Origin of the sequence: Nitrosospira multiformis (genome assembly GCF_900110185.1) — a bacterium.
GTDB lineage: Bacteria > Pseudomonadota > Gammaproteobacteria > Burkholderiales > Nitrosomonadaceae > Nitrosospira > Nitrosospira multiformis_A.
In genome coordinates this window covers 47,379-66,208 of the sequence record NZ_FOCT01000013.1, presented here as the reverse complement: position 1 = coordinate 66,208, position 18,830 = coordinate 47,379, and the positions used below count along the sequence as shown (strand labels likewise).

At 52.0% G+C, this 18,830-nt stretch carries 22 protein-coding genes and 1 pseudogene; 8 read left to right on the top strand and 15 right to left on the bottom strand.

Features of this window, described 5'->3' with window-relative positions; genetic code table 11:
• Window positions 1-27: 27 nt before the first annotated feature.
• A pseudogene (locus BMY01_RS13670) lies at window positions 28-294 on the top strand (transposase); the annotation flags it as partial.
• Here BMY01_RS13670 and BMY01_RS13665 read toward each other — a convergent pair.
• Window positions 292-774, bottom strand: coding sequence for a DUF932 domain-containing protein (locus tag BMY01_RS13665; protein WP_302848432.1), 483 nt, complete (start codon window positions 772-774; stop codon window positions 292-294). The pseudogene BMY01_RS13670 and the gene BMY01_RS13665 sit on opposite strands and share 3 nt — an antisense overlap.
• A gap of 191 nt (window positions 775-965) precedes the next feature.
• Window positions 966-1,121 (bottom strand): S24/S26 family peptidase, encoded by a 156-nt coding sequence (locus tag BMY01_RS17520; protein ID WP_081353941.1) that lies wholly within the window; start codon window positions 1,119-1,121, stop codon window positions 966-968.
• A gap of 490 nt (window positions 1,122-1,611) precedes the next feature.
• On the opposite strand from BMY01_RS17520, the gene BMY01_RS13655 reads away from it, so the two are divergent.
• Complete coding sequence (locus tag BMY01_RS13655; RefSeq protein ID WP_074748521.1) at window positions 1,612-3,492, top strand: putative bifunctional diguanylate cyclase/phosphodiesterase; 1,881 nt, start codon at window positions 1,612-1,614, stop codon at window positions 3,490-3,492.
• Window positions 3,493-3,739: 247 nt separating this feature from the next.
• Here the strand turns inward: BMY01_RS13655 and BMY01_RS13650 are convergent, their stop codons facing one another.
• Entirely contained in the window at window positions 3,740-4,168 is a 429-nt protein-coding gene (locus BMY01_RS13650) for a VanZ family protein (protein WP_217638673.1), read from the bottom strand.
• Between the two features lie 651 nt (window positions 4,169-4,819).
• Between BMY01_RS13650 and BMY01_RS13645 the strand changes: the two genes are divergently transcribed.
• Both BMY01_RS13645 and BMY01_RS13640 read left to right on the top strand, forming a co-directional pair.
• The gene (locus tag BMY01_RS13645) at window positions 4,820-5,095 is read left to right on the top strand and encodes an antitoxin of toxin-antitoxin stability system (protein ID WP_074748515.1); all 276 of its coding nucleotides are present in this window, start codon (window positions 4,820-4,822) and stop codon (window positions 5,093-5,095) included.
• Window positions 5,092-5,376 carry a type II toxin-antitoxin system RelE/ParE family toxin gene (locus BMY01_RS13640; protein WP_074748512.1) on the top strand — a complete coding sequence of 95 codons (285 nt, stop codon included), beginning with the start codon at window positions 5,092-5,094 and terminating at the stop codon, window positions 5,374-5,376. Before BMY01_RS13645 ends, BMY01_RS13640 begins: the two co-directional genes overlap by 4 nt.
• 122 nt (window positions 5,377-5,498) lie before the next feature.
• Here the strand turns inward: BMY01_RS13640 and traF are convergent, their stop codons facing one another.
• The 4 genes from traF to traJ form a co-directional block, all read right to left on the bottom strand.
• Complete coding sequence (gene traF / locus BMY01_RS13635) at window positions 5,499-6,050, bottom strand: conjugative transfer signal peptidase TraF (protein WP_081353940.1); 552 nt, start codon at window positions 6,048-6,050, stop codon at window positions 5,499-5,501.
• A 93-nt stretch (window positions 6,051-6,143) separates the two neighbouring features.
• Window positions 6,144-8,003, bottom strand: coding sequence for a type IV secretory system conjugative DNA transfer family protein (locus BMY01_RS13630; RefSeq protein WP_074748509.1), 1,860 nt, complete (start codon window positions 8,001-8,003; stop codon window positions 6,144-6,146).
• On the bottom strand, window positions 8,000-10,078 hold the full coding sequence (gene traI / locus BMY01_RS13625; RefSeq protein ID WP_074748506.1) for a TraI/MobA(P) family conjugative relaxase: 2,079 nt from the start codon (window positions 10,076-10,078) through the stop codon (window positions 8,000-8,002). The genes BMY01_RS13630 and traI overlap by 4 nt, the downstream gene beginning before the upstream one ends.
• A 19-nt stretch (window positions 10,079-10,097) precedes the next feature.
• Window positions 10,098-10,586, bottom strand: coding sequence for a conjugal transfer transcriptional regulator TraJ (gene traJ, locus BMY01_RS13620; RefSeq protein WP_254772750.1), 489 nt, complete (start codon window positions 10,584-10,586; stop codon window positions 10,098-10,100).
• A 159-nt stretch (window positions 10,587-10,745) separates the two neighbouring features.
• On the opposite strand from traJ, the gene BMY01_RS13615 reads away from it, so the two are divergent.
• The 3 genes from BMY01_RS13615 to BMY01_RS13605 are packed head-to-tail and all read left to right on the top strand — an operon-like array spanning window position 10,746 to window position 12,270.
• Complete coding sequence (locus tag BMY01_RS13615; RefSeq protein WP_074748503.1) at window positions 10,746-11,090, top strand: TraK family protein; 345 nt, start codon at window positions 10,746-10,748, stop codon at window positions 11,088-11,090.
• The gene (locus BMY01_RS13610) at window positions 11,090-11,818 is read left to right on the top strand and encodes a nucleotide-binding protein (protein ID WP_074748500.1); all 729 of its coding nucleotides are present in this window, start codon (window positions 11,090-11,092) and stop codon (window positions 11,816-11,818) included. Before BMY01_RS13615 ends, BMY01_RS13610 begins: the two co-directional genes overlap by 1 nt.
• Window positions 11,815-12,270, top strand: a complete 456-nt coding sequence (locus BMY01_RS13605; RefSeq protein WP_074748497.1) for a hypothetical protein — start codon at window positions 11,815-11,817, stop codon at window positions 12,268-12,270. Before BMY01_RS13610 ends, BMY01_RS13605 begins: the two co-directional genes overlap by 4 nt.
• 7 nt (window positions 12,271-12,277) lie before the next feature.
• On the opposite strand, the gene BMY01_RS13600 is transcribed toward BMY01_RS13605, so the two are convergent.
• The 8 genes from BMY01_RS13600 to BMY01_RS13565 all read right to left on the bottom strand — a co-directional run bounded on the left by BMY01_RS13600 (window position 12,278) and on the right by BMY01_RS13565 (window position 18,137).
• The gene (locus BMY01_RS13600; protein WP_254772749.1) at window positions 12,278-12,637 is read right to left on the bottom strand and encodes a KfrB domain-containing protein; all 360 of its coding nucleotides are present in this window, start codon (window positions 12,635-12,637) and stop codon (window positions 12,278-12,280) included.
• Between the two features lie 19 nt (window positions 12,638-12,656).
• The gene (locus BMY01_RS13595) at window positions 12,657-13,619 is read right to left on the bottom strand and encodes a ParB/RepB/Spo0J family partition protein (RefSeq protein ID WP_074748493.1); all 963 of its coding nucleotides are present in this window, start codon (window positions 13,617-13,619) and stop codon (window positions 12,657-12,659) included.
• 84 nt (window positions 13,620-13,703) lie between these two features.
• Window positions 13,704-13,979: a KleE stable inheritance protein gene (kleE, locus tag BMY01_RS18830; RefSeq protein ID WP_175463273.1), complete on the bottom strand. Its 276-nt coding sequence runs from the start codon at window positions 13,977-13,979 to the stop codon at window positions 13,704-13,706.
• A gap of 54 nt (window positions 13,980-14,033) precedes the next feature.
• Window positions 14,034-14,402 (bottom strand): single-stranded DNA-binding protein, encoded by a 369-nt coding sequence (ssb, locus tag BMY01_RS13585; protein ID WP_074748486.1) that lies wholly within the window; start codon window positions 14,400-14,402, stop codon window positions 14,034-14,036.
• A 508-nt stretch (window positions 14,403-14,910) separates the two neighbouring features.
• Entirely contained in the window at window positions 14,911-15,879 is a 969-nt protein-coding gene (locus tag BMY01_RS13580) for a replication protein RepA (protein WP_074748483.1), read from the bottom strand.
• A gap of 45 nt (window positions 15,880-15,924) precedes the next feature.
• Window positions 15,925-16,251 carry a TrfB-related DNA-binding protein gene (locus BMY01_RS13575; RefSeq protein WP_074748480.1) on the bottom strand — a complete coding sequence of 109 codons (327 nt, stop codon included), beginning with the start codon at window positions 16,249-16,251 and terminating at the stop codon, window positions 15,925-15,927.
• Between the two features lie 42 nt (window positions 16,252-16,293).
• Window positions 16,294-17,355 carry a ParB/RepB/Spo0J family partition protein gene (locus tag BMY01_RS13570; RefSeq protein ID WP_074748476.1) on the bottom strand — a complete coding sequence of 354 codons (1,062 nt, stop codon included), beginning with the start codon at window positions 17,353-17,355 and terminating at the stop codon, window positions 16,294-16,296.
• The gene (locus BMY01_RS13565) at window positions 17,352-18,137 is read right to left on the bottom strand and encodes a ParA family protein (RefSeq protein WP_074748472.1); all 786 of its coding nucleotides are present in this window, start codon (window positions 18,135-18,137) and stop codon (window positions 17,352-17,354) included. The genes BMY01_RS13570 and BMY01_RS13565 overlap by 4 nt, the downstream gene beginning before the upstream one ends.
• Before the next feature lie 227 nt (window positions 18,138-18,364).
• Between BMY01_RS13565 and BMY01_RS13560 the strand changes: the two genes are divergently transcribed.
• Window positions 18,365-18,778 carry a transcriptional regulator gene (locus tag BMY01_RS13560; protein ID WP_254772748.1) on the top strand — a complete coding sequence of 138 codons (414 nt, stop codon included), beginning with the start codon at window positions 18,365-18,367 and terminating at the stop codon, window positions 18,776-18,778.
• The last annotated feature ends 52 nt before the right edge of the window (window positions 18,779-18,830 follow it).

Here is an 18,830-nt window from a genome sequence, read left to right as displayed (position 1 = left end):
ACTCCCTTATTGAAGGAGTATGAAGCGATGAAGAGATCCCGATTCACCGAGGTTCAAGTAGCGTATGCGTTGCGGCAGGCAGAGGCCGGTACGGCAGTAACGGATGTGTGTCGCAGTCTTAGCATATCTGAAGCCACGTTTTATATCTGGAAGAAGAAGTATGGCGATCTGGGCGCAAGCGAGGTCAGGCGATTGCGCCAGCTTGAGGAAGAGAATGCAAGGTTGAAACGGGTGGTGGCTGATCTGACCCTGCATGATCCTCTGGTTACCAATGTGAAACGTCAACAGACCCTAGAAGAAATAATTGAATGATAATATTCCCTCATTATTTTGGTCGTAGCGGTTCAATTCCACCCTTAGATCCAGATCTTGTGAAAGCGCATAGCGAGTAATGAGGTGACCAGTGAAGAAACGCTTACTTTCACCCAGCACCCACAAGGCGCGATTGAGCTTCACGTTCTGGTCGATGCCGGTCACAGCGCGGGTGGTCATGGAGCGTCCGGATTTGTTTCGCCCCCGTATGCCGCCCTTGAGAAGGTTTTCCTGAACACGGCTGAAGGTCGTCCACATGTCGCTTGCACGATCCGAAAAACGCCGCGGCGTCAGTAAATCCCTTTCCGTAATCGGCGCCGGTTCCGAATCTTCATATTTGAGGGTCAAGGCGGCTCGTGCGAAAGCCTTTTGATCGCCTTCATTCAGGGTGAGCGATTTCATTTCTTCAAGCTGCTCGCCCACTGTCTCGAAGCTCTCCAGCACGCTATATGCTCCATCGATGATGGTGTTCGGTCCTCATACATCCTCCAAGGATATGGTGCATGATTTTCATCATATATATTGGTGCGATGGGAAAGTTCATGCTCTCGAAGGAACCGATGGGGCTACTGGAGGATGGGAGGACACTGAGAGTTCTTCATCACATTCTTAAAAACGGGTTATCCCAGTTTTTGTTTAAAATTGCCAAGGAACTAGAAGATGACCAAAGGCTTGATCACTCCCCTCACCTGCCCCGCATCCACCGGTCCGAAATAGCGGCCGTCGAATGAAGTTCCACTTACATCCAACATGAGCAGCAATTCCGATTTGCCAAGCTTGTAGTGATTAAACGAATAGCGCGGCATCATTCTTCCTGCCTTGTCGGTTTCAAGTGGCTTACTTAAGGGCAACAGGTGCCATTGATTCTCAGGCCACCATCCGTCGAAACAATCCTGTCATTCCCGGTGGCCAGCACCCGCTTCATCATGTAGCCATAGCCTCCCCTGGAGCGAAAGGGGGCAGGATTGCGGGTTCTTGAGCTGGAGATGGATACGAGCACGCTTACCGGAAAATTAATGTTGAGTCGACTTATTTGCTGGTACTGGTCGCTTTCACCTCCAATTGTCCGGCATCACCGCAAACCGGATAACGCCTGCCTCGTTTGCCGCACCAAATCGGCTTTCAAATCTTCCTGCAATTTCCCTGCTACACTTGAAAATTGGTTACCGGCTCTGGTTTGACGATGAATTTTCAGCATTTCTTCTGCAGTTATTTTGAAGCAATATGTTTAACTCGCCGCTATTGCTCGTCCGATGCCTGGAAAAAAATTGATCGCACGACAAAGATAACCAGGATTTTATGCCGTCGAACAAAAAGCCAAGCAAGCTAGAGAGCGTAAGCCGTGCATTGAGAACCTTGGGCGCCGGCAATCGCACCCTGCTGCGTTCGTCAGACGAGCAGGAGCTTCTCCGCGAAATGTGCCGGGTCATCACTGAGCAAGGCGGCTATCGCCTTGCTTGTGTCGGATACACACAAAATGATGAAAACAGGTCCATCCAATGGATGGAGTGCGCCGGAATGGATAAAGAACAGCTTCAAGCGCTGGTTCCCTCCTTGATCGCTTCAGATGGCCGGACTCCGTTCGGTACCGCAATTCGCACCGGCAAGCCGAGCGTAGCAAGGCGCGTCTTTACCAATCCCGCCTTCGCCGCTCCAGCCTATGCCCGGCTAATGGAGCTTGCAAAAGCGAAAGGGTATGCTTCGACGGCAGCGTTCCCGCTTCAGCTTGAGGGAGAAATACTGGGCGCCATCGTAATAGCGGCTGCCGACCCTGAGGGATTCGATGACGAAGAACTCGAGCTGCTTAACGAACTGGCCGACGATCTCGCCTATGGGATCGCCAACTTGCGAATGCAGATCAAGCACCGCAAAGCTCAAGAGGCCATTGCTCACCTTGCTTACCACGACTCCCTTACTGACCTGCCAAACCGCACCTATTTGCATAAGCAGTTGGAAGAAGCAATACAGCTTGCCAAGCGTCAACATCACCCCCTGGCACTGCTCTATTTTGAAGTCGGGCAATTCCATGAAATCAATGAAATCCTCGGTCATCGCTCGGGAGACCAACTAATCCAACAACTGGCACAGCGTCTAGCCGAGGCTGCCAAGCCCGGCGAGTTTTTGGCGCGTATAGGCGAAGCCGCGTTTGCCTTGTTGCTCCCGATCACAGGGGCGGATGGTGCGGCCAGGGAAGCGCAGCGGTTTCTTGAAGTTTTGCATGAACCAGTGGAGATATCGGGGCTGACGATAGACGCGCCAGTGGCTGCTGGAATTGCATTGTTTCCCGGGCATGGAACTGACGCCGAAGTCTTGCTACGAAGAGCGAACGCCGCAGTGGACAGGGCAAAGCCTGCGAGGGGACGCTATGCCTTCTATCGGGGACAGGAGCAGGAAAATGCGCGTCGGCTTAGGCTGGTGGGTGAGCTGCAGCGAGCGATCGAAAGGAATGAACTGCGCCTCTATTGCCAGCCGAAGGTAGCCATCCCTTCGCGCCAATTATCTGGCGCAGAGACCCTAGTGCGCTGGGAACACCCGTTGCACGGTTCTATCGACACGGGTGAATTTATCAAGCTCGCGGAACAAGCGGCACTAATCACACCCCTTACAACCTGGGTATTAGAGGCTGCATTCCGTCAGGGCTACGTTTGGCATGAGGCAGGTCTGCACAGGCCATTGTCGGTAAATCTGTCAGTGCATGATTTACGTGATTCGAGGCTAATCGAACGAATACAGGGTCTATTCTCTACCTGGGGCCTTCCGCCAGAACTTATTCAATTTGAAATTACCGAGAGCGCGTTGATGGAGGACCCCAAAACTGGGCTTGATACGCTGACCCGCCTGAAGGAACTTGGTGTCGAGCTTTATATTGACGACTACGGGACCGGGTATTCCAGCCTCAGCTATTTGCAGAAACTGCCTGTGGACTGGATCAAAATTGATCAATCGTTCGTCATGCCGATGGTGGAAAGCGGTGATTCTGCACTGATCGTGCGATCAACGATCGAGCTAGGCCATAACCTGGGGCTACGCGTAGTCGCGGAAGGTGTTGAGAGCCAAGCGCTGTGGGATCAGCTTGCTGCTTGGGGGTGCGACGTGGCGCAAGGCTTTTTTGTCGGGAAACCGCTGCCGACGGACACATTTGATGATTGGGAAACCCAGTGGCTTCGGGCGCAGACCTGAGGCCGCGAATTTCCACCTTCTTTTTTCGATGATTGGATTGTTCGAGCAAGGGGTCAAAATGGCTTCTACCTGGCTGAGAAAACGGTCAGCGACGGCTTTCACCGGCGTTTTCGGCTAGATAGCGATAGTAAGCAATGAGGTCACGGGCGGCGGGACGTCGATAAACCCCCCCATCAGCTACGGCTCTTTCCTGCCTTTTTCACTTGGGCCAAAGCCTCTTGGCGATGGCTTGCCAGGGCAAGCTCGATTAGCGGGAATTCCCCTGACTGGGGCTCCTCATTGGAGAAACGTCTAGCTGTGATATACAACGACGGGAGCTTTTCATTGCTAAAAATGCCGTACCGAAAATGCCCCCGATAATGTCGGCAATGAAGTCGGACAGCCCTGCCTCACGGCCGGGAAGATACACTTGATGCCATTCATCGAACGCACCCGCAAGCAGAGCGCCAAAAAATGCGATGGCTAGTTTGTGCCATCCGCGCAGATTGCTCGACAAACCGATTGCATAGCCAAGCAAGGCAAAAACACCGGCATGGGCCACTTTATCCCAAGGGTGGGGTATCAAGCCGACGGCGATAGGTTGTCGCCCCCCGATAAAGAGGACGGCCACAATGCCAAGGGTCGCCAATAGGGCGATAGCAGAAAAATGACAGCTTCCTAATCGTGGGAGATACAAGATCGAATTCCTGGATGATATTCGATGAGCTGGGCACAACGAAATTGTCGGGTCACCTTAGTAGGTGACCTAATCGTACTTGTTTGCCCAGGCACTGGGTCCGCTAATCAACAAGCTATTGGGCCCTCTGATTAACAGCTGATTTCGTCTTAAGCCTGGCCGACCTGGAGCATGAGGTTTTTGAGGCGCATTCCTTGATGCGCATCATCTTTGCCCATAACCATCTCTCGGAATGAAGCACAACCACGGCTGACCCTGTGCACCTGTCTGGCCGAATCAGCAGCTAGTCCACTTCCCACTTGAATTGTTTCTCCTTGTTTTCCCTCGAATCTCCGCTATTTTTTTATCATGAGGCATCAGCTTACGGTCGAACTGACAAGAGATGTCTCCAATCTTCGTTTTCAGGGCTTGCGGTCTACCTTCAGTTCCGGCCGGTGCTAGCACGCCGGACGCCCGCCGGCCTGGCATTTCAGGCAACCCCAAGCTGCTCAAGAGGCAGGCTCTGCGCGATTTGCCCCCTTCGTTGAATTGGACCGAGGAATGCATGGGGGCTCAACCACCCCTCATTCCGCTTTTATGTTTTATATTATTTATAGGGATAGTGAAAACATATATACTTTCTTAGTACCTAGTGACAGGAGAATAGGAATTATGACAAAAGAAGCCGTTTTCACGATGAAGCTAGAACCTGAGTTGCGCGCCGAGTTCATAGCGGAAGCCGAAGCTGCCCACCGCCCTGCCTCCCAGGTCGTGCGCGAGCTGATGCGCGAGTTTATCCAGCGGCAGCGTCAAGCACGGGAATATGACGAATTCCTGCGCCAGAAGGTCGAGGTTGCCAGAAGATCAGTGCACGCCGGGAAAGGTCGATCGGCCGATGAGATTGAAGCTGAATTTGCGCTACGACGTAATGCAGCGAAGCAAACGTGAGGGTTATCTGGACGCCTGAGGCAAGCCAGGACCGAGACGATATATGGAACTACATCGCAGCCGACAATCCACATGCTGCTGCGGACCTGGATGAGCTCTTCAGCGATGCCGCGACGAGAGTTGCCACCTATCCCATGCTTGGCCGTGCCGGAAGAATTCCTGGTACCCGTGAACTCGTTCCTCACGAAAATTACTTGCTGGTCTATGAGCTCATCCAGGAAACGGTATGGATACTGGCTCTAGTTCACACATCCCGCCAATGGCCGCCAATTCGCGACTGAGAAATAAATCATGGTCATGACAAGTAACCATTTTTCCTGCATTTTACGCAAAACATGGGGAGACTCAATGTCATGGATGGTTTTTAAAGGGGGTTGAACCTCCGCCCCGTAAAATTGCAAGATCAGAACGTGATGACCGGCCGGATCACTCCCCTTACCTGTCCCACATCCACTGGCCCGAAGTAACGGCTATCGAAGGATGCCCAGCTCACATCCGACATGAGCAGCAATTCGGACTCCTTCAAAGGGTAATCAGAAAACATATGGCGGGGCATAACCCTGCCTGCGCTGTCCGCTTCACGGGGCGCGCTTGCCGGCAGCAACTTGCCATTGACGGCAATTCCCTCCTCGCCCCATGTCACCCTGTCACCCGCCACGGCCCACACCCGCTTCATCATGTAGCCATAGCCTCCCGGGCAGAAACCCGCGCCGATGTAGCCGCGGCTGCGCGCTTCATCAAACAGCGTCGACTCTGGCGGGCAAAAGATGACGTACTCGCCCTTTTCCACCCGAGCGTCGGTCACGTGATATAAACCAATTGGAATACTTCTGGTGACATTGACCCGCAGGCCTGCAGCATGAAACATGAACCCCAGCACCAGCAGGCCGAGTCCGGCTACTGCTGCCGTTTGGCTCACACGGCCCATGATCATGATCGGCTTGGGTCCTGGCATTTCTCAAAGCGGATTATCTGACACGAAAAACGCATCATTGTCTTTCTGTTGATCTTTTCGGTGGATGGGTTTTCGTCATTGTGCAATGCGAGGCTACAGCCTGTCGCTCGTCCTCGGTGCTGGCACTTCCGCCCGCTTCTGGAAGATGGCGTCCTGGAAGTAGAGCGGCTGGCGCCCATAGATCGCAGGGAACCCTGCAACGTAAATGATCATGTCCCCGGGCTTCTCGATCACATCATTCCCGTCTTTCACCCCCTTGACGGGTCCTGGCATGCGCAGGCACTCATCCACCGTCAATAAAGAGCGTTGCACCTCCTGCAGGGTGCGCGAGGTATGGCGGTCTCCCTTCGTCACCTGCTCTCTTACGATCGTGGTCTGCCCCGTGAGCTTGGAGAGGTGCTCGGCGGTCTCCACCCGGTTAGGGGGGAAGGCGTTCTGGATGTGGCAGTTGGAGGTGATGGACTCATCCTGCCCGTAGCCGGTCCTGGAGGACTTGAGCTGGCTGAGGTCCTGGCAGATGAGATAGCACTTGATGCCGTAGCCTGCGAGAAATGCCAGGGATTCCTGCAGGATTTCGAGCTTGCCTAAGCTCGGGAATTCATCCAGCATCATCAGGAGCCTGTGCTTGTAGACGGGCCTGGGTCGCCCTCCTTCGAACTCGATGCGGTCCGCGAGCAGGCGCACGATCATGTTGAGCAGGATGCGGATCAGGGGTCGCAACCTCGCCTTGTCGGTGGGCCGAGTGACAATGTAGAGGCTGACGGGATCATCGTGGTGCATGAGGCTGCGTATCTGGAAATGGGAGTCACTGATGTTTCCGCGCACCACGGGATCGCGGTAGAGCGAAAGATAGGATTTGGCGGTGGAGAGGACCGAACCTGCCTCATCAGTCGGCCGATCCATCATGTCGCGTCCGCTTGCATTCACGATGCGGCAGTTCGACCCGCTCGAGGGGGGAAGAGTGAACATTTCCATCCAAAGTTCCGCGATGTCGCGATTGGGATCGGAGAGCAGGAAATCGATGTCCGACAAAGAAGGTGTTGTCCCGCCACTGCTTCTGGCCTGATAGAGCGCGTGCAGGATGAGCCCGACCAGAAGCGCTTGCGCGGACTTCTGCCAGTGGCTCTCCAATCCCTTTCCATCCGGATCGACGATCAGGGTAGCAAGGTTCTGCACGTCGCCCACCTCGAACTCGGAACCCAGCCGGATTTCGTCCAGTGGGTTCCAGTGCGCGCCACCATTTATCGAGGCAGGCTCGAAGCGCAACACTCGGTTGCCCGCGTATTGCTTTCGCCACCCGGCGGTCAACTCCCACAGCTCGCCCTTCAAATCGGTGATGACGGCACTCTCGCCCCAGGATAGAAGGGTTGGCACGATAAGGCCTACGCCCTTGCCAGAGCGCGTGGGCGCATAGCAGAGCACGTGCTCCGGGCCGCTGTGCCGCAAGTAGTGCTGCCGGCCCCTCCTGTCCACCCAGGCGCCCACATAGACGCCAGTGGAACGGGATGAGGCATCATTCTGTCCTCTCAATACCTCCAATAGGGAGCGCCGGGGCGGCAACAACCCCGCGGCAACGATGTCTTTTTTCCCGGCCCAGCGCGCCGAGCCATGAAGATAAGACGTGGCAGGCCCCGACAGATGCCGCTTCAAGGCCAGAAGCAGGATCAGGCCGATGGCCGCGGTCATGGTGGCGACACTGCCTGCCATGGAAAACTCATTCCCATAGCGATCCGGCCACAGCTTTGCCCATTCGAGGATCTTCCAGGGCGCGTAGAGAAAGTTCTGATGCGCACCCAGGGCGGCGTGATACTGGAATGCGTGCGCGAAGTACTGCGTGGCCGCGGCGAGGCTCAAAACGAGCACCAGGAGGAAGAGCGCCGCCATCAGGAATGGACGGTTTGCCGTGTCTGCCCGAATTGGCGAACCGCTGCCATTGTTCACTTCCGGTCTCATCGCCGCATTCCTTTCGTCTCGCCGAGCCCCCCGAGCCCCCCAAGTTCCTGCACCCGCCGCCTGATCGACTCGTTCCCGTTGTCGAGCGTGATGACATCATTCCTTCTCAATCCCGACACGCGCGCAATGACATCCGCTTCCACGGGAATCACGGCAATTTCATCCGCGCTGGTCTGGGCAAGCAGCAGGAACTGCCCATCGACCCGGCGCCAGCCGGCGTAGCGCATGTTAAGGCTCGGTTTCATTTCCCCGAGGACATGCCTGGGGATATCGGGGATTTTCTGCCGCTTCATTTCCCGCTCGGCGATATAGCGCCTTGCCGCGGCCGTGCCGGCGCTACCAAGCGTGGGGACATTGCCGGATGCGCCGAATGCCTCAGGTGCCTTGCGCCGCACCTCCCCTGTGCTTGCCCCTTGCGCCCTGCCCTGCCCTTCTTTCAATTCCGCCTGCCTCATCCCGTCGAAACGGATATCGAGCTGCAGTGCCTTGGCCGTGGAGAGAACGCGCTCCCTGAACGCCGCATCGCCCTCGATCCTGAGGGATCGCCCGAAGCGCTTCACCGCCATGGCAAGGGCCAGCTCCAGCCCATCCTGGCGGATAGCCTCCGAGACTTCCAGGCGATTGCCGCTATCGCGGATAGCGGATCTGCCCTGTCTGTCGCCATGGGTATAGATGAGCGTGCCCTGCTTGGTTACGCTGTCGATCCTCGCACCATCAATCCCAGCGTGGGAGGCACCATCGATCCTGGTTCCAGCGTGTGAGGCAGAATTCTTCTTCCCCTGCAGCGGCCTGCCCTGCCCTACCTCCTCCTGCTTGCCCAGCAGCGCATTGACGCGACCGAGGGCAGCGCGCTGTCGCCTCCTCAGGGTGGCCAGCGCCTGTGCGTCACCCATGGACGCGCACTCGGCAAGCCAGTCAAACCAGGACAAGCTTCTCGCATGCGAGAATTTTTCCTCATGCGCTGCCCTTTGCCGGGCATGGATGGATCCGATATCCTCGCGCAAGGCCGCGCCTGCCTGCCGGTAGAGCATGCATTTCATGAAGCGGTCGCAAGCGAGCTCCCTGATCAGTCCGCGCTTGATTCTCGCGCGGTCCTTCGCCTGCGACACGAGGGAATGCTTCTGCTCGCGCAGCTCCTGGCGTATTTGCGCCCGGGCGCTTCGCCTGCCCGCCTGTTCCGCGAGATAGCGCTGGTAGAGCGTGATTGTGCTGGAGTCTCGCGCCATTGGCCGCGGCTGATACGCCCTGTCCACCTTCTCTACTTTCTGTACCTGGCCCTTCTGTCCCCGGCTCGCCTGCAGCTGCGCATCAATTGCTTCAAACGGGCCGAAGCGTTTTTCGAGCTGCGCCTTGGAGAGGTCGCGCGCAATGGAGCTTGCCTTGACCGTTCTTCCCTCCTGGTCAGAGACGACGAGTCCGTTGCCCCGTTCCTGAAGCGCAAGCCCGTTTCTTCTCAAGTGCTCATGCAGCTCTCCCCAGCTTTGCGCCTGGCGTAGCTCTTCCAGGCACTCGCGCTGAATCCAGCCAAGCAGGCTTTCCACCCCTGCCAGATATTCCACGTCCAGGGCGCGATTACGGGCTCCAGGAGCGATCGTCTGATGATTGGTATGGATGAGGCCATGGACATGCTCCAGGCGCTCGCAGACGGCTCCCAGGGCCTTGTAATCGCAATACGGATTGTGGATGGCAAGTGTCTTTGGATGGATCTTGTTGATCGCCACATGGATGTGCAGGTTGTCGGTGTCGGTGTGCGTAGCGCTCACGCGCTGATGCTCCCCGAAACCCAGTGCGTTGCAGACTTCATCCTCGATGCCGCGCAAGGCCTCCGCCGAGGGGGAGTCGCCTGCGGGAAACGAGATCAGGAGGTGATAGGTCTTGTCGCTGCAGGCGCGCTGGTTTTGCAGCTGGGTGGCAAGCACTTCCAGTACTGCGTCCTGCGCCTCCTGCTGATGGCAGTTCGTGACTCTGACTTCCCCGATCCTCACCGCCTTGTCCTTCGCGTGAGTGATGTAGGCCACCAGTTCGCGAAAACTGCTGCGCCGGGCAGACTTCATCGGAATGTGCTTGGCAATCATTCCTCCCTCCCCTGCCCCTCTATCGCGCCAGCACTTTCTGCATGATGGTGCGCATGGCTTCCTGGTTGCGCTCGATCTTGTTCAAGAGTCCGCGCAACTCCTCTGTCCGGACTTCACGCAACCGCTCGTCGTTCGTGAGCCACAACTTGAGCAATCCGCCCAGGCGCCCAAGATCGCCATTGACCCTGGCCAACTCCTCGATGCGCTGGTAGTCGAGCACGGTACGGACCTCAAAGCCTGCGCCCACCCGCAACAGGAAGGTGGACAGGCTCAAGCCTGCCGCTTTCGCGTTCTCCGCTATCTGCGCTTTTTCTTCGGGTAGGCAGTACACCTTGATCGGGGTACTGCCCTTGCGTGTGGGCTCCTGCTCTTGTTCCATGCTCTCCCCTGTCGGCGGCGGCAGCCGCACCCCAATCAGTTTGCCCCGCAGGGCAAGATTCCTGTTGAGCACATCCGTGCGAATAAAGGGAAAAGTGAAGGGGGAATGGCCGCTTGCGGGTAGGCCCACTTCACATATCTTGCCCCCACTCTCTTCGAAACAAAAATCCAGTGCTCCGAATTCTTCCGGAATTCTTTCAAAGATGAATTGAAGTTAGCAAAAATACTTTGGTTGTGCAACATAAATGTTCGATATACTATTGTTCATAATTCATTAAATTGAATTCACATGACTAACCTTTCTTACAGAATATTGTTACGAGTCAAAGACAATAGATCCAGCAGGAATGCTCGCAACCTTGCTGCGTTCCTCGCTCAACGCGAAGAGATTCGCAATGCGCTCGAAGATGGGTGGACGGTCTATCAGATCTGGGAAACACTCCACGCCGAGCAAAAGGTAACGACGAGCTACAACACATTCTGTAGCCAAGTTAATCGGCTGATCATCAAGCGCGAGGAAGCATTACCTAAGACGAAGCGCGCTTATCAATCACCTTCCCCGCCTCGTCACGCAACTGATACCGCTGGCTTCACCTTTTCTTCAACCCCTTTAAAAGACGAGGAGATACTCTGATGGCAAATGTTCATATGATTCTGCAAGGAAAAGGCGGCGTGGGTAAATCTTTCATTGCCACTGTGCTTGCGCAATACATGAATGCAATGGGAAAGAAACCCCTCTGCATTGATACAGATCCAGTAAATGCAACCTTCCACGGATATAAAGCGCTTAATGTCCATAAACTCGAAATTATGGAAGGAGACGAGATCAATCCTCGCCATTTTGATGCATTAGTGGAACTGCTTGCTTCGTCTAAGCAGGATGTCATCATCGATAACGGGGCAAGCTCTTTCGTCCCGCTGTCGCACTACCTCATAACGAATCATGTTCCCGCGCTTTTGTACGAAATTGGCCATCGGTTGTTGGTGCATACCGTGATCACAGGCGGCCAGGCATTGCGCGATACAGTGAGTGGTTTTGCGCAAATGGCTTCCCAGTTTCCGCAAGATGTGTCGTTTGTAGTATGGCTTAACCCCTATTGGGGCTTAATTGAACATGAAGGAAAACGCTTTGTAGATCTGAAAGCCTGCAAAGACCATCGCGACCAGGTGGCCGCCGTAATTGAAATTCCTGCATTGAAACGTGAAACCTATGGGCACGACCTGTCAGAGATGTTGCGAGCGCGGCGCACGTTCGAGGAATCCTTACAGCTTGCCTCACTCCCGATCATGGTGCGCCAGCGCTTGAAGATTGTACGCGACCAGCTTTATGGGGGGCTCGGCGGCTTGGTGGCACCCGCATGAACAGTAATGAAAAGAATAGTCTTTCGTGGGAGCGTGATGCGCTTGATGAAATCATCCGGGAAGTGGCTATTCGTCATGGTATCTCCGTTGGACGCGATGATCCTATCCTGATGACTTATACCATCAACAGACAGGTGATGGAGTCCGCCACAGGTATTCAGAAGATGATCTTGAACGACTACCTAAAGGGCTTGAGAACACTCTCAAAGGAGCTACAGGATGAAGCTGCAGGGCGGCTGGAACAAACCATGCGCGAAGCCACCAATAGCATCTGTCTAGCCCTCGAACAGGAAGCAAAACGTCTCTTCAGTCTGCAACGAATGGAAAATGAGATGGTGGTCCGCAAGATGATGGAGGAATACAGGCATTTGCAGCGCTTCTCCAGCATTAGCTTCCTAGTTTCGTTCCTTGGATTCGCCACAGCTCTAGCGATGTTATGGTATACAGGCTAGTAATGAATTAGCGGGACAATCTTCTGCTTTTGCTCAAAGCAGCGTCCGCCACAAGGGCTTTCCCCTGCTCATATGAAATGGAAACGGGCTTGCCATATTCGGGGATAGAGTCGAATACTTGGAATAGATGCCGAACAATATTCTGTTCTGTTTTCTGGTATACGTAGATCTCATCTGCATAAAACACAATTCCGTTGTGCTGCACAGTAGGATCCGCATCCTTCGCGAGATAGGCATTATAGATTCCAGGCTTGAGGCGACCGGCCTTGGAAACCTTTTGCGTAATCCACTCTCCTCCCTGCTCCTGCTGGAGAAGACGCTGCCCATTCATGACAAGGATGCGCTCTTTCTTTGCTGATACTTCCACTCCCCTCCCCTTTCGTAAATTACTCACCCTCTGCCAGCCCGACAAGCTGAACGTCATTCATTGCGTGTTCTTTCTCTTCCCCGCTATCCTGATATCGAATCCATGCTCTTCCGAAGCGGGAAGGACGGCGATAGTAAAGTAAATACCCAATCCGATCATCAATGCGTACCTGTACGAGTGGCTTTCGTAGCTTGAAAGGATTTGTCGTGCGCCGTTTGCGCTCGCGAGATGTTGTTTCTGCTTCTAAATGAATTTCTTGGGGAGCCAGCGTGGAAGAGGATTCCTGCTCTGCGCGCCTATCCAGAAAGTCTCGTAGACTCCTTATGGAGTGGCGCGTAACCTCTACAGTTGAGTCATCGAGCCATATTTCCACATCATCAGGATACAGTTTCCATACTGTGAATAGCTGAGTGAGTGCAGAAACATCTTCGCACCGCCCCGAATTAAATACTTCAGCGAGCGGCTCGGGCAGCTTTAGAAGGTTACTGTAGTAGGTTACAAATGGAGGGGTTTTCCCCAATTCTTTGGCAATCTGAATCCGTTGCTTTCCCTTTTTTTCTTCCTGATCTATCAGGATTGCCCATTCCCTCGGCGTAAAGTTAGCGTGATGAGCATTGACGATAATCTGATCTATTTTCGTAAAATCGGGATCAATAAACGCAGGAATAGACTTTTTACCTGCCATCTTAGAGGCTCTATAACGCCGGGCCCCATCATTGATGATGTACCGACCTGGTTTCTCCGTATTAAGATGTACTGAGATTGGGTTTTTAACCCCCCTGGCACGGATTGTGTCCGCCAATTCTTGAAGGAGTTGAGGATCGAAAACGGTTCGAGGCTGGTTTGGATCTTCATCTATCAAATCCAGCGGCAATTCTATTGGACTATGTGAGGTAGATACCGATTCCTGTCCGGGATCGTTCAGAGACGGCGCGATATGTCGGCTTGATTGATCATCTGTTTTTTTTTTGGCTTTTACCATCTAGAAATCCCCAGCTACTTTTTAATCAAAATGAGTCTAGCAAAAACTGGGGATTTATTTAAGCCGCGTAAATGATTATTTACCTCATCTTTTTGATGTAACAAAACAGATCATGCAGGTGTAGAGGAGAAAATGAAGAAAAAAAGACCAGTCAAAGTATAAACCGGACCGTGAAAAACCAATCAGCATACGGAAAAACTGAAAAGTAACATCGATAGCGAGCAACCAACGTAATACGGGCCAAAAAAACGCAACCAGAAACCACAGAATGCTAACGAACCTTGATACTACTTTACTGCCCATATGAACTCTGGGTGGATTTGAATAGTTGAGGTTCCGCCTTATTGGAATAACATTCATTTCAAAATCCTTTGTCAGCCCTTTTTAATCGGCTGTTAGTTTGCTCAATTTTTTTCAGAATGGAACATCCAGCACTTCTTCATCTAAAGTCGATCCGTCCACTGGATGCTTGACGGGTTTTTTGTCCAACATTCTAAGTAAGTTGCCTGCTATTTCTGTTGTAAATCGCCTTTTGCCGTCTTTGTCTTCCCAATAATGGGTCCTGAGTTTTCCCTCAAGATATACCAGTGCTCCTTTCTTCAGATAGTCCCTTGTTACATCAGCTAGTGCTTTGTAAAACACGATTCGATGCCATTCTGTTCTTTCCTGTCGATTACCTTCCCTATCTCTCCATACTTCCGTAGTAGCGAGATTAAAGGTAGCTACAGTTGTCCCATCCGGATTACTTTTTTTCTGTGTTCTCAACAGCGTGGGTAAAACCACAAGTTTTTAAGAAAAAATTATAAAAAATGATTTAGGCAAGGCCGAAGGCCGCGTCAGAAAAGATTTGTTTTGAAGATTAGGAATCCTGTGGGCAATCCCTGTGGGAAACCTTGTGGACGGGGTTTTATCGTCCATCAGGTTTCCCATCAGGGTTGTCCATAGGGTAGATGAGGGTGTACTGAATGTTGGTGGGGCTTAAGAAATTCCAAGTTGGAATACTTATTCACAAGCTTGCCTGCTCCCACTATCGGAGATACATATAGGTAAAACCTAAAGGCTATACCTATCGGTTTAGGGGGGGTCTGATTAGGCGTGAATGAGGGGTCTAATTAGGCATATATTTGTCAGTTCAGGGGTCTGATTAGGCATGGATGGGGGGGTCTAATTAGGCGTGGATAGATAACGGACTCCACTGAGTTATACACACTGAATCATAAGGGGGGTCGGATTAGGCATAGTGCTGATCGCACCATGATCTAAGTTTGTTTCCAATCAGCTTCTGTGAATACTAGAATCCCTTATACGGAATTGGAGGGGGAGACGGCATAAGCATGATTCCTCCTGTAACTTGTTTTACCTTAGCTTCCGGGTAGACTGAGAGAGCAGCGCGTAATGCTGGTAAAAATTTCTTTTTAAAATCTTTGTCTGCATCTTTGCCTTGGTATTCCTGCGCAAATTGATCGCGCAGATTAGCCCAATGCAGAACTATTGGTCTGCCCTGAATTCTATGTAAGCGCTGCGCAAGCCAAGTGTAAACGTCCAAAGCTAATGCTGAACTCTTCAGCGCCATAAAAGCGCGTAGATCGAGAGGTACAGCATGATCCTTCAGGGTGAGGTAATAATCCTGAGAGAATGTAACTGATCCCGGCCAAAAGGGACGTTGCTTTTCTTCGGTATTGAGCCACGTTTCAAAATGCTTGATGGGTTTGCCTTCGTAAGTGTGAGCTCGACCGTTTGCGTTAAAACCTAAAGTCATGCGACATGCGGATAGTGCTTGTACTTGCTTGCGGAAAGTTGTGTAGACTCCGTTGCGGCCACCATTAATATTTTTGTGTCCAAGCATCCGCAGGAATTCGCTTGCACTGTCTCCTACAGGAATTTCTGGTGAGTTGAAACGTACGGCATAGGTGTTCATCCAGGCTAACATTAGGCGTGGCATTGCTCCGTATGGGATTGGTTGTTGGACAAACTGCTTGCCATCCCATAACTTTCCGGCTTCTACCAATAATGCTGCGCCACCGGAATAACGTTCAAAAGAATTACCTTCTACTTTGGAGCGAGGTAAGCCTACCTGGCACATTATAGAGTGCATGTAAGCTCTATCATCATCATCTGGGCGCTCGCCAGCAATCTCCGCAGCAGTCTTGACCAGGCGTTTCTGGTTTCTCGTTAGGGGCGGGGTTGCTGGCGAATTTGTCTCAGCTTGTTCAGCTTCTTTTTGCCCAACGGCTTGATCCAAAGTCTTCTTTTGTATCATCTTGAGAAGCCCCTGCGGTTGTTTCGCATTTACAACGCATTTGCGTCAACTGTTCTGAGAAAAATACTTGATCCGTTCACGTTCCACTTCGGTAAGAAATCGATTGAGCATTTCTTGAGGAGCACACACCGATGCTCTTACCCAATCCGGGGGAAACATGGAGTTTCGAAGGTATGCGGAATGAAACTTGTCGCGGATGGCCATTACGCGTTGGCGCGTGAGCTGGTATCGCGCAGCAACCTCAGACATATCTTTTCCCTCCACCAATATTTCGCGAGCAATCACTACGCTTTTCTCCTTTAGCCGTGTATTTCGAGCAACTCTCTCAAAATCAGCTGCGGGAATACGATAGCTATCTAACATTTGTTGCATGAAATCCTCTTCTAGCTAGCGGCATTCCTGCCGGTTTGTTGTTTACTTGCGATTTGCCAAAGTGTCGAGGGTGTGGCAGATTCTATAGAGCTCAGTTTGTGCGTGAACTACACTTTGCAATGTGTCGCCAAGCAGATCGAGTACATCGTGGCGTTGTTGCAGAAGCGTGGAAAGGAGGTTCATTTGTTCACAAATGGAGCGCGAATGCTCTGCAGCTTCGGCAATATGCGAAACTGCGTCTGGGTGAAGTTCGGGTTGATGGAAGTCATTTATTCTTCCGTCAGCAGTTTCTAATTCTCGCATGCGAGAATTTTCTTCCTGTTGCTCCTTTTCGTTCGCTTTGGTGTCTCGATGTTTTTCTCGCATGCGAGAATTTTCTTCTTGTTGTTGCTCCTTTTTATTCTTTTTGGCGCCTTGAAGCTTTTCTCGCACCATCTTGCGCACATTGGCATTTGGATCAGCTTTGGCCTGCTCGATCACGCTCTCAGCGGCAGCTGGATCGGTTTTTTCCAATCGATCAAGGTCATTGACCGCTGTAATGTCGGCCGTCACACGGTCAATCACAGCTTTGCTCGCTACGCCACCCGTCTCAACCACCTCAAGAAACTTGATTCTCTCGGCTACCCAATTAATGCCCTTGTTCCATTCAGCGGCCACTTTATCGAGAGTCTGAAGTCGCTCCTTATCGTCGCGTAGTGCTATTGCAATTTCCAGTTGCGTCAGATTCTCACGTTGAATATTTTCTGCGCGCTGAGTACGTCGCGCTTGTTCTTCGGTTATATCCCGAACGACTGCTTTAAGCTTCAGACCCTTTAGTTTACAGGCACGCCAACGCCGTTCACCTGCGACCATTAAGTATCGGCCTGCATGCTCGGGATTTTTTCGCAAGACGGCGGGTTCATGCTGCCCATCGCGTTCCAGATCATTGGCAAGCTCAGTTAATGATTCAACTGTAAAACCGGGATTATCCTCACTGCGAAGCTGTTTTAGACAGTCGATCAATGCAGGATCGATTTCCTCAATGCGCTCACCAGGTAGTGATGCCGCTGCTCCCTGCTTCTGAATTTGGGACAGCTTGCTGATCTTTGTTCCAAATGCGCTCATGACAAAGGCTCCATTAATTTAAATCCAAGACGGGTTAAGACAGCATCGCACGCTCGTCGCATTTCCTTGGCAGATGCACGCTGATTGCCGCTGCGTGCTCGATGCCAGACCGCGTGGCCTTGAGCTAGGGCCGTTGCTACACATGCACGAGCAATGATCGCTTCATCAAAAATAAGCTCGCCATACGCTTCACGTAATTCAGGGAGTGCCTCAACCTCGTTGACAGATTTGCTGTTGACCATGTTGGCGAGGAAACCAAGATGGTTTAGGTTAGGGTTGTATTGCGATTTTACCCCGGCAATTGTTGCTTGCAGTTTGGGCATTCGTGCAAACGAAAACGGGGAGATGTTGAAGGGCGAAACAACTGCATGCGAGGCAACTAATGCGCCAAGCATTCGTCGCTGTAGATTTGGAGGAGTATCGATAATGCAAAAATCATAGTTGCCGTTTAATTGAGCAAGAGATAGACGGGGTTGCTCAATCGTTTCAAGTGGCATATCGTCCACGTCAAGAACGTCTACATCGGCTTCTATCAACGCGATTTTTTCGTAAACCTGTCGTGGTTGCCGTCCCTTGATTTCTCCTGTAAATAAATGACTGGCTTTGAGATAGTCGGTGCCGTCATTTTCCTCGATTTCAGGGAACACTTCCGATAGGTCGCCCTCATCAACATCGATTAATAAAACACGGTAGCCTAGTTCAGCCGCACGGAAAGCAAGATGCACACTAAAAGTGCTTTTTCCGACTCCGCCTTTTTGATTGCCTACTGTCAAAATCTGCATAGTTTTGCTCGTTGTATATGATTGGAGGAGGAAGTGTCTGGTCCATTTCATTGTTTGTATTGTTAGAGTAGTTGACATGTAAATACTTTGTCAATATCTATTTTGCCATTTGCAAGATTATTTTTTGAAGAAAGCGTTTATAAAATTCTGTTTACTTTGTTCGTATGTCTTTAAAAATCTGGTATAAATCTAACGTTTACGCGGCATAAATAACAAAGCTACTCATAATGTCCCGCCATTTCATCTACCACGACATTTTTTTTACTAATGTTCTCCGGGTCCTCGATGAGCGCAAGATTTCTCAGAGAGAACTTGCGGAACGTGCAGGAATCTCTACTGCCTTCATATCGGACGTTGCTAAAGGAAGGAGCAATCCCTCCCTTCGAACAATGGAAGCAATTTCCGTGGCTCTTGATACTCCATTGCCAACTCTTCTTGAGTCCACCGATCTGGATCGCAAAACCCTTGACGAACTTGCTGGTGGAAAGGCCCCTCAGAGTTTGCCTCCCGGTTATCAGCGTATATGTGCGGTGATGACGGATTACCAAGCATTCTTGGCCCTGCAATGGGATGAAGCGAATAGGCAAAAAATAAAAGGCCTTAGGGCGCACAAAAAGCGTAATAAACCGAATTCCCTGTAAGATTTTACAGTTTCCCTCTCAGTTTTTTCCCGCTAATCTCCCCCACACTTTA

Excerpts from the sequence above, each read along its gene's own strand:
- BMY01_RS13565 (WP_074748472.1), bottom strand. The coding sequence starts at position 18,137 with ATGCAGATTTTGACAGTAGGCAATCAAAAAGGCGGAGTCGGAAAAAGC.
- BMY01_RS13655 (WP_074748521.1), top strand. The coding sequence starts at position 1,612 with ATGCCGTCGAACAAAAAGCCAAGCAAGCTAGAGAGCGTAAGCCGTGCA.
- BMY01_RS17520 (WP_081353941.1), bottom strand. The coding sequence starts at position 1,121 with ATGATGCCGCGCTATTCGTTTAATCACTACAAGCTTGGCAAATCGGAA.
- BMY01_RS13580 (WP_074748483.1), bottom strand. The coding sequence starts at position 15,879 with ATGATACAAAAGAAGACTTTGGATCAAGCCGTTGGGCAAAAAGAAGCT.
- BMY01_RS13595 (WP_074748493.1), bottom strand. The coding sequence starts at position 13,619 with ATGGTAAAAGCCAAAAAAAAAACAGATGATCAATCAAGCCGACATATC.
- BMY01_RS13615 (WP_074748503.1), top strand. The coding sequence starts at position 10,746 with ATGACTAACCTTTCTTACAGAATATTGTTACGAGTCAAAGACAATAGA.
- BMY01_RS13630 (WP_074748509.1), bottom strand. The coding sequence starts at position 8,003 with ATGAGACCGGAAGTGAACAATGGCAGCGGTTCGCCAATTCGGGCAGAC.
- BMY01_RS13605 (WP_074748497.1), top strand. The coding sequence starts at position 11,815 with ATGAACAGTAATGAAAAGAATAGTCTTTCGTGGGAGCGTGATGCGCTT.
- kleE (WP_175463273.1), bottom strand. The coding sequence starts at position 13,979 with ATGAATGTTATTCCAATAAGGCGGAACCTCAACTATTCAAATCCACCC.
- traF (WP_081353940.1), bottom strand. The coding sequence starts at position 6,050 with ATGCCAGGACCCAAGCCGATCATGATCATGGGCCGTGTGAGCCAAACG.
- BMY01_RS13560 (WP_254772748.1), top strand. The coding sequence starts at position 18,365 with ATGTCCCGCCATTTCATCTACCACGACATTTTTTTTACTAATGTTCTC.
- BMY01_RS13645 (WP_074748515.1), top strand. The coding sequence starts at position 4,820 with ATGACAAAAGAAGCCGTTTTCACGATGAAGCTAGAACCTGAGTTGCGC.
- BMY01_RS13570 (WP_074748476.1), bottom strand. The coding sequence starts at position 17,355 with ATGAGCGCATTTGGAACAAAGATCAGCAAGCTGTCCCAAATTCAGAAG.
- BMY01_RS13575 (WP_074748480.1), bottom strand. The coding sequence starts at position 16,251 with ATGCAACAAATGTTAGATAGCTATCGTATTCCCGCAGCTGATTTTGAG.
- BMY01_RS13610 (WP_074748500.1), top strand. The coding sequence starts at position 11,090 with ATGGCAAATGTTCATATGATTCTGCAAGGAAAAGGCGGCGTGGGTAAA.
- traI (WP_074748506.1), bottom strand. The coding sequence starts at position 10,078 with ATGATTGCCAAGCACATTCCGATGAAGTCTGCCCGGCGCAGCAGTTTT.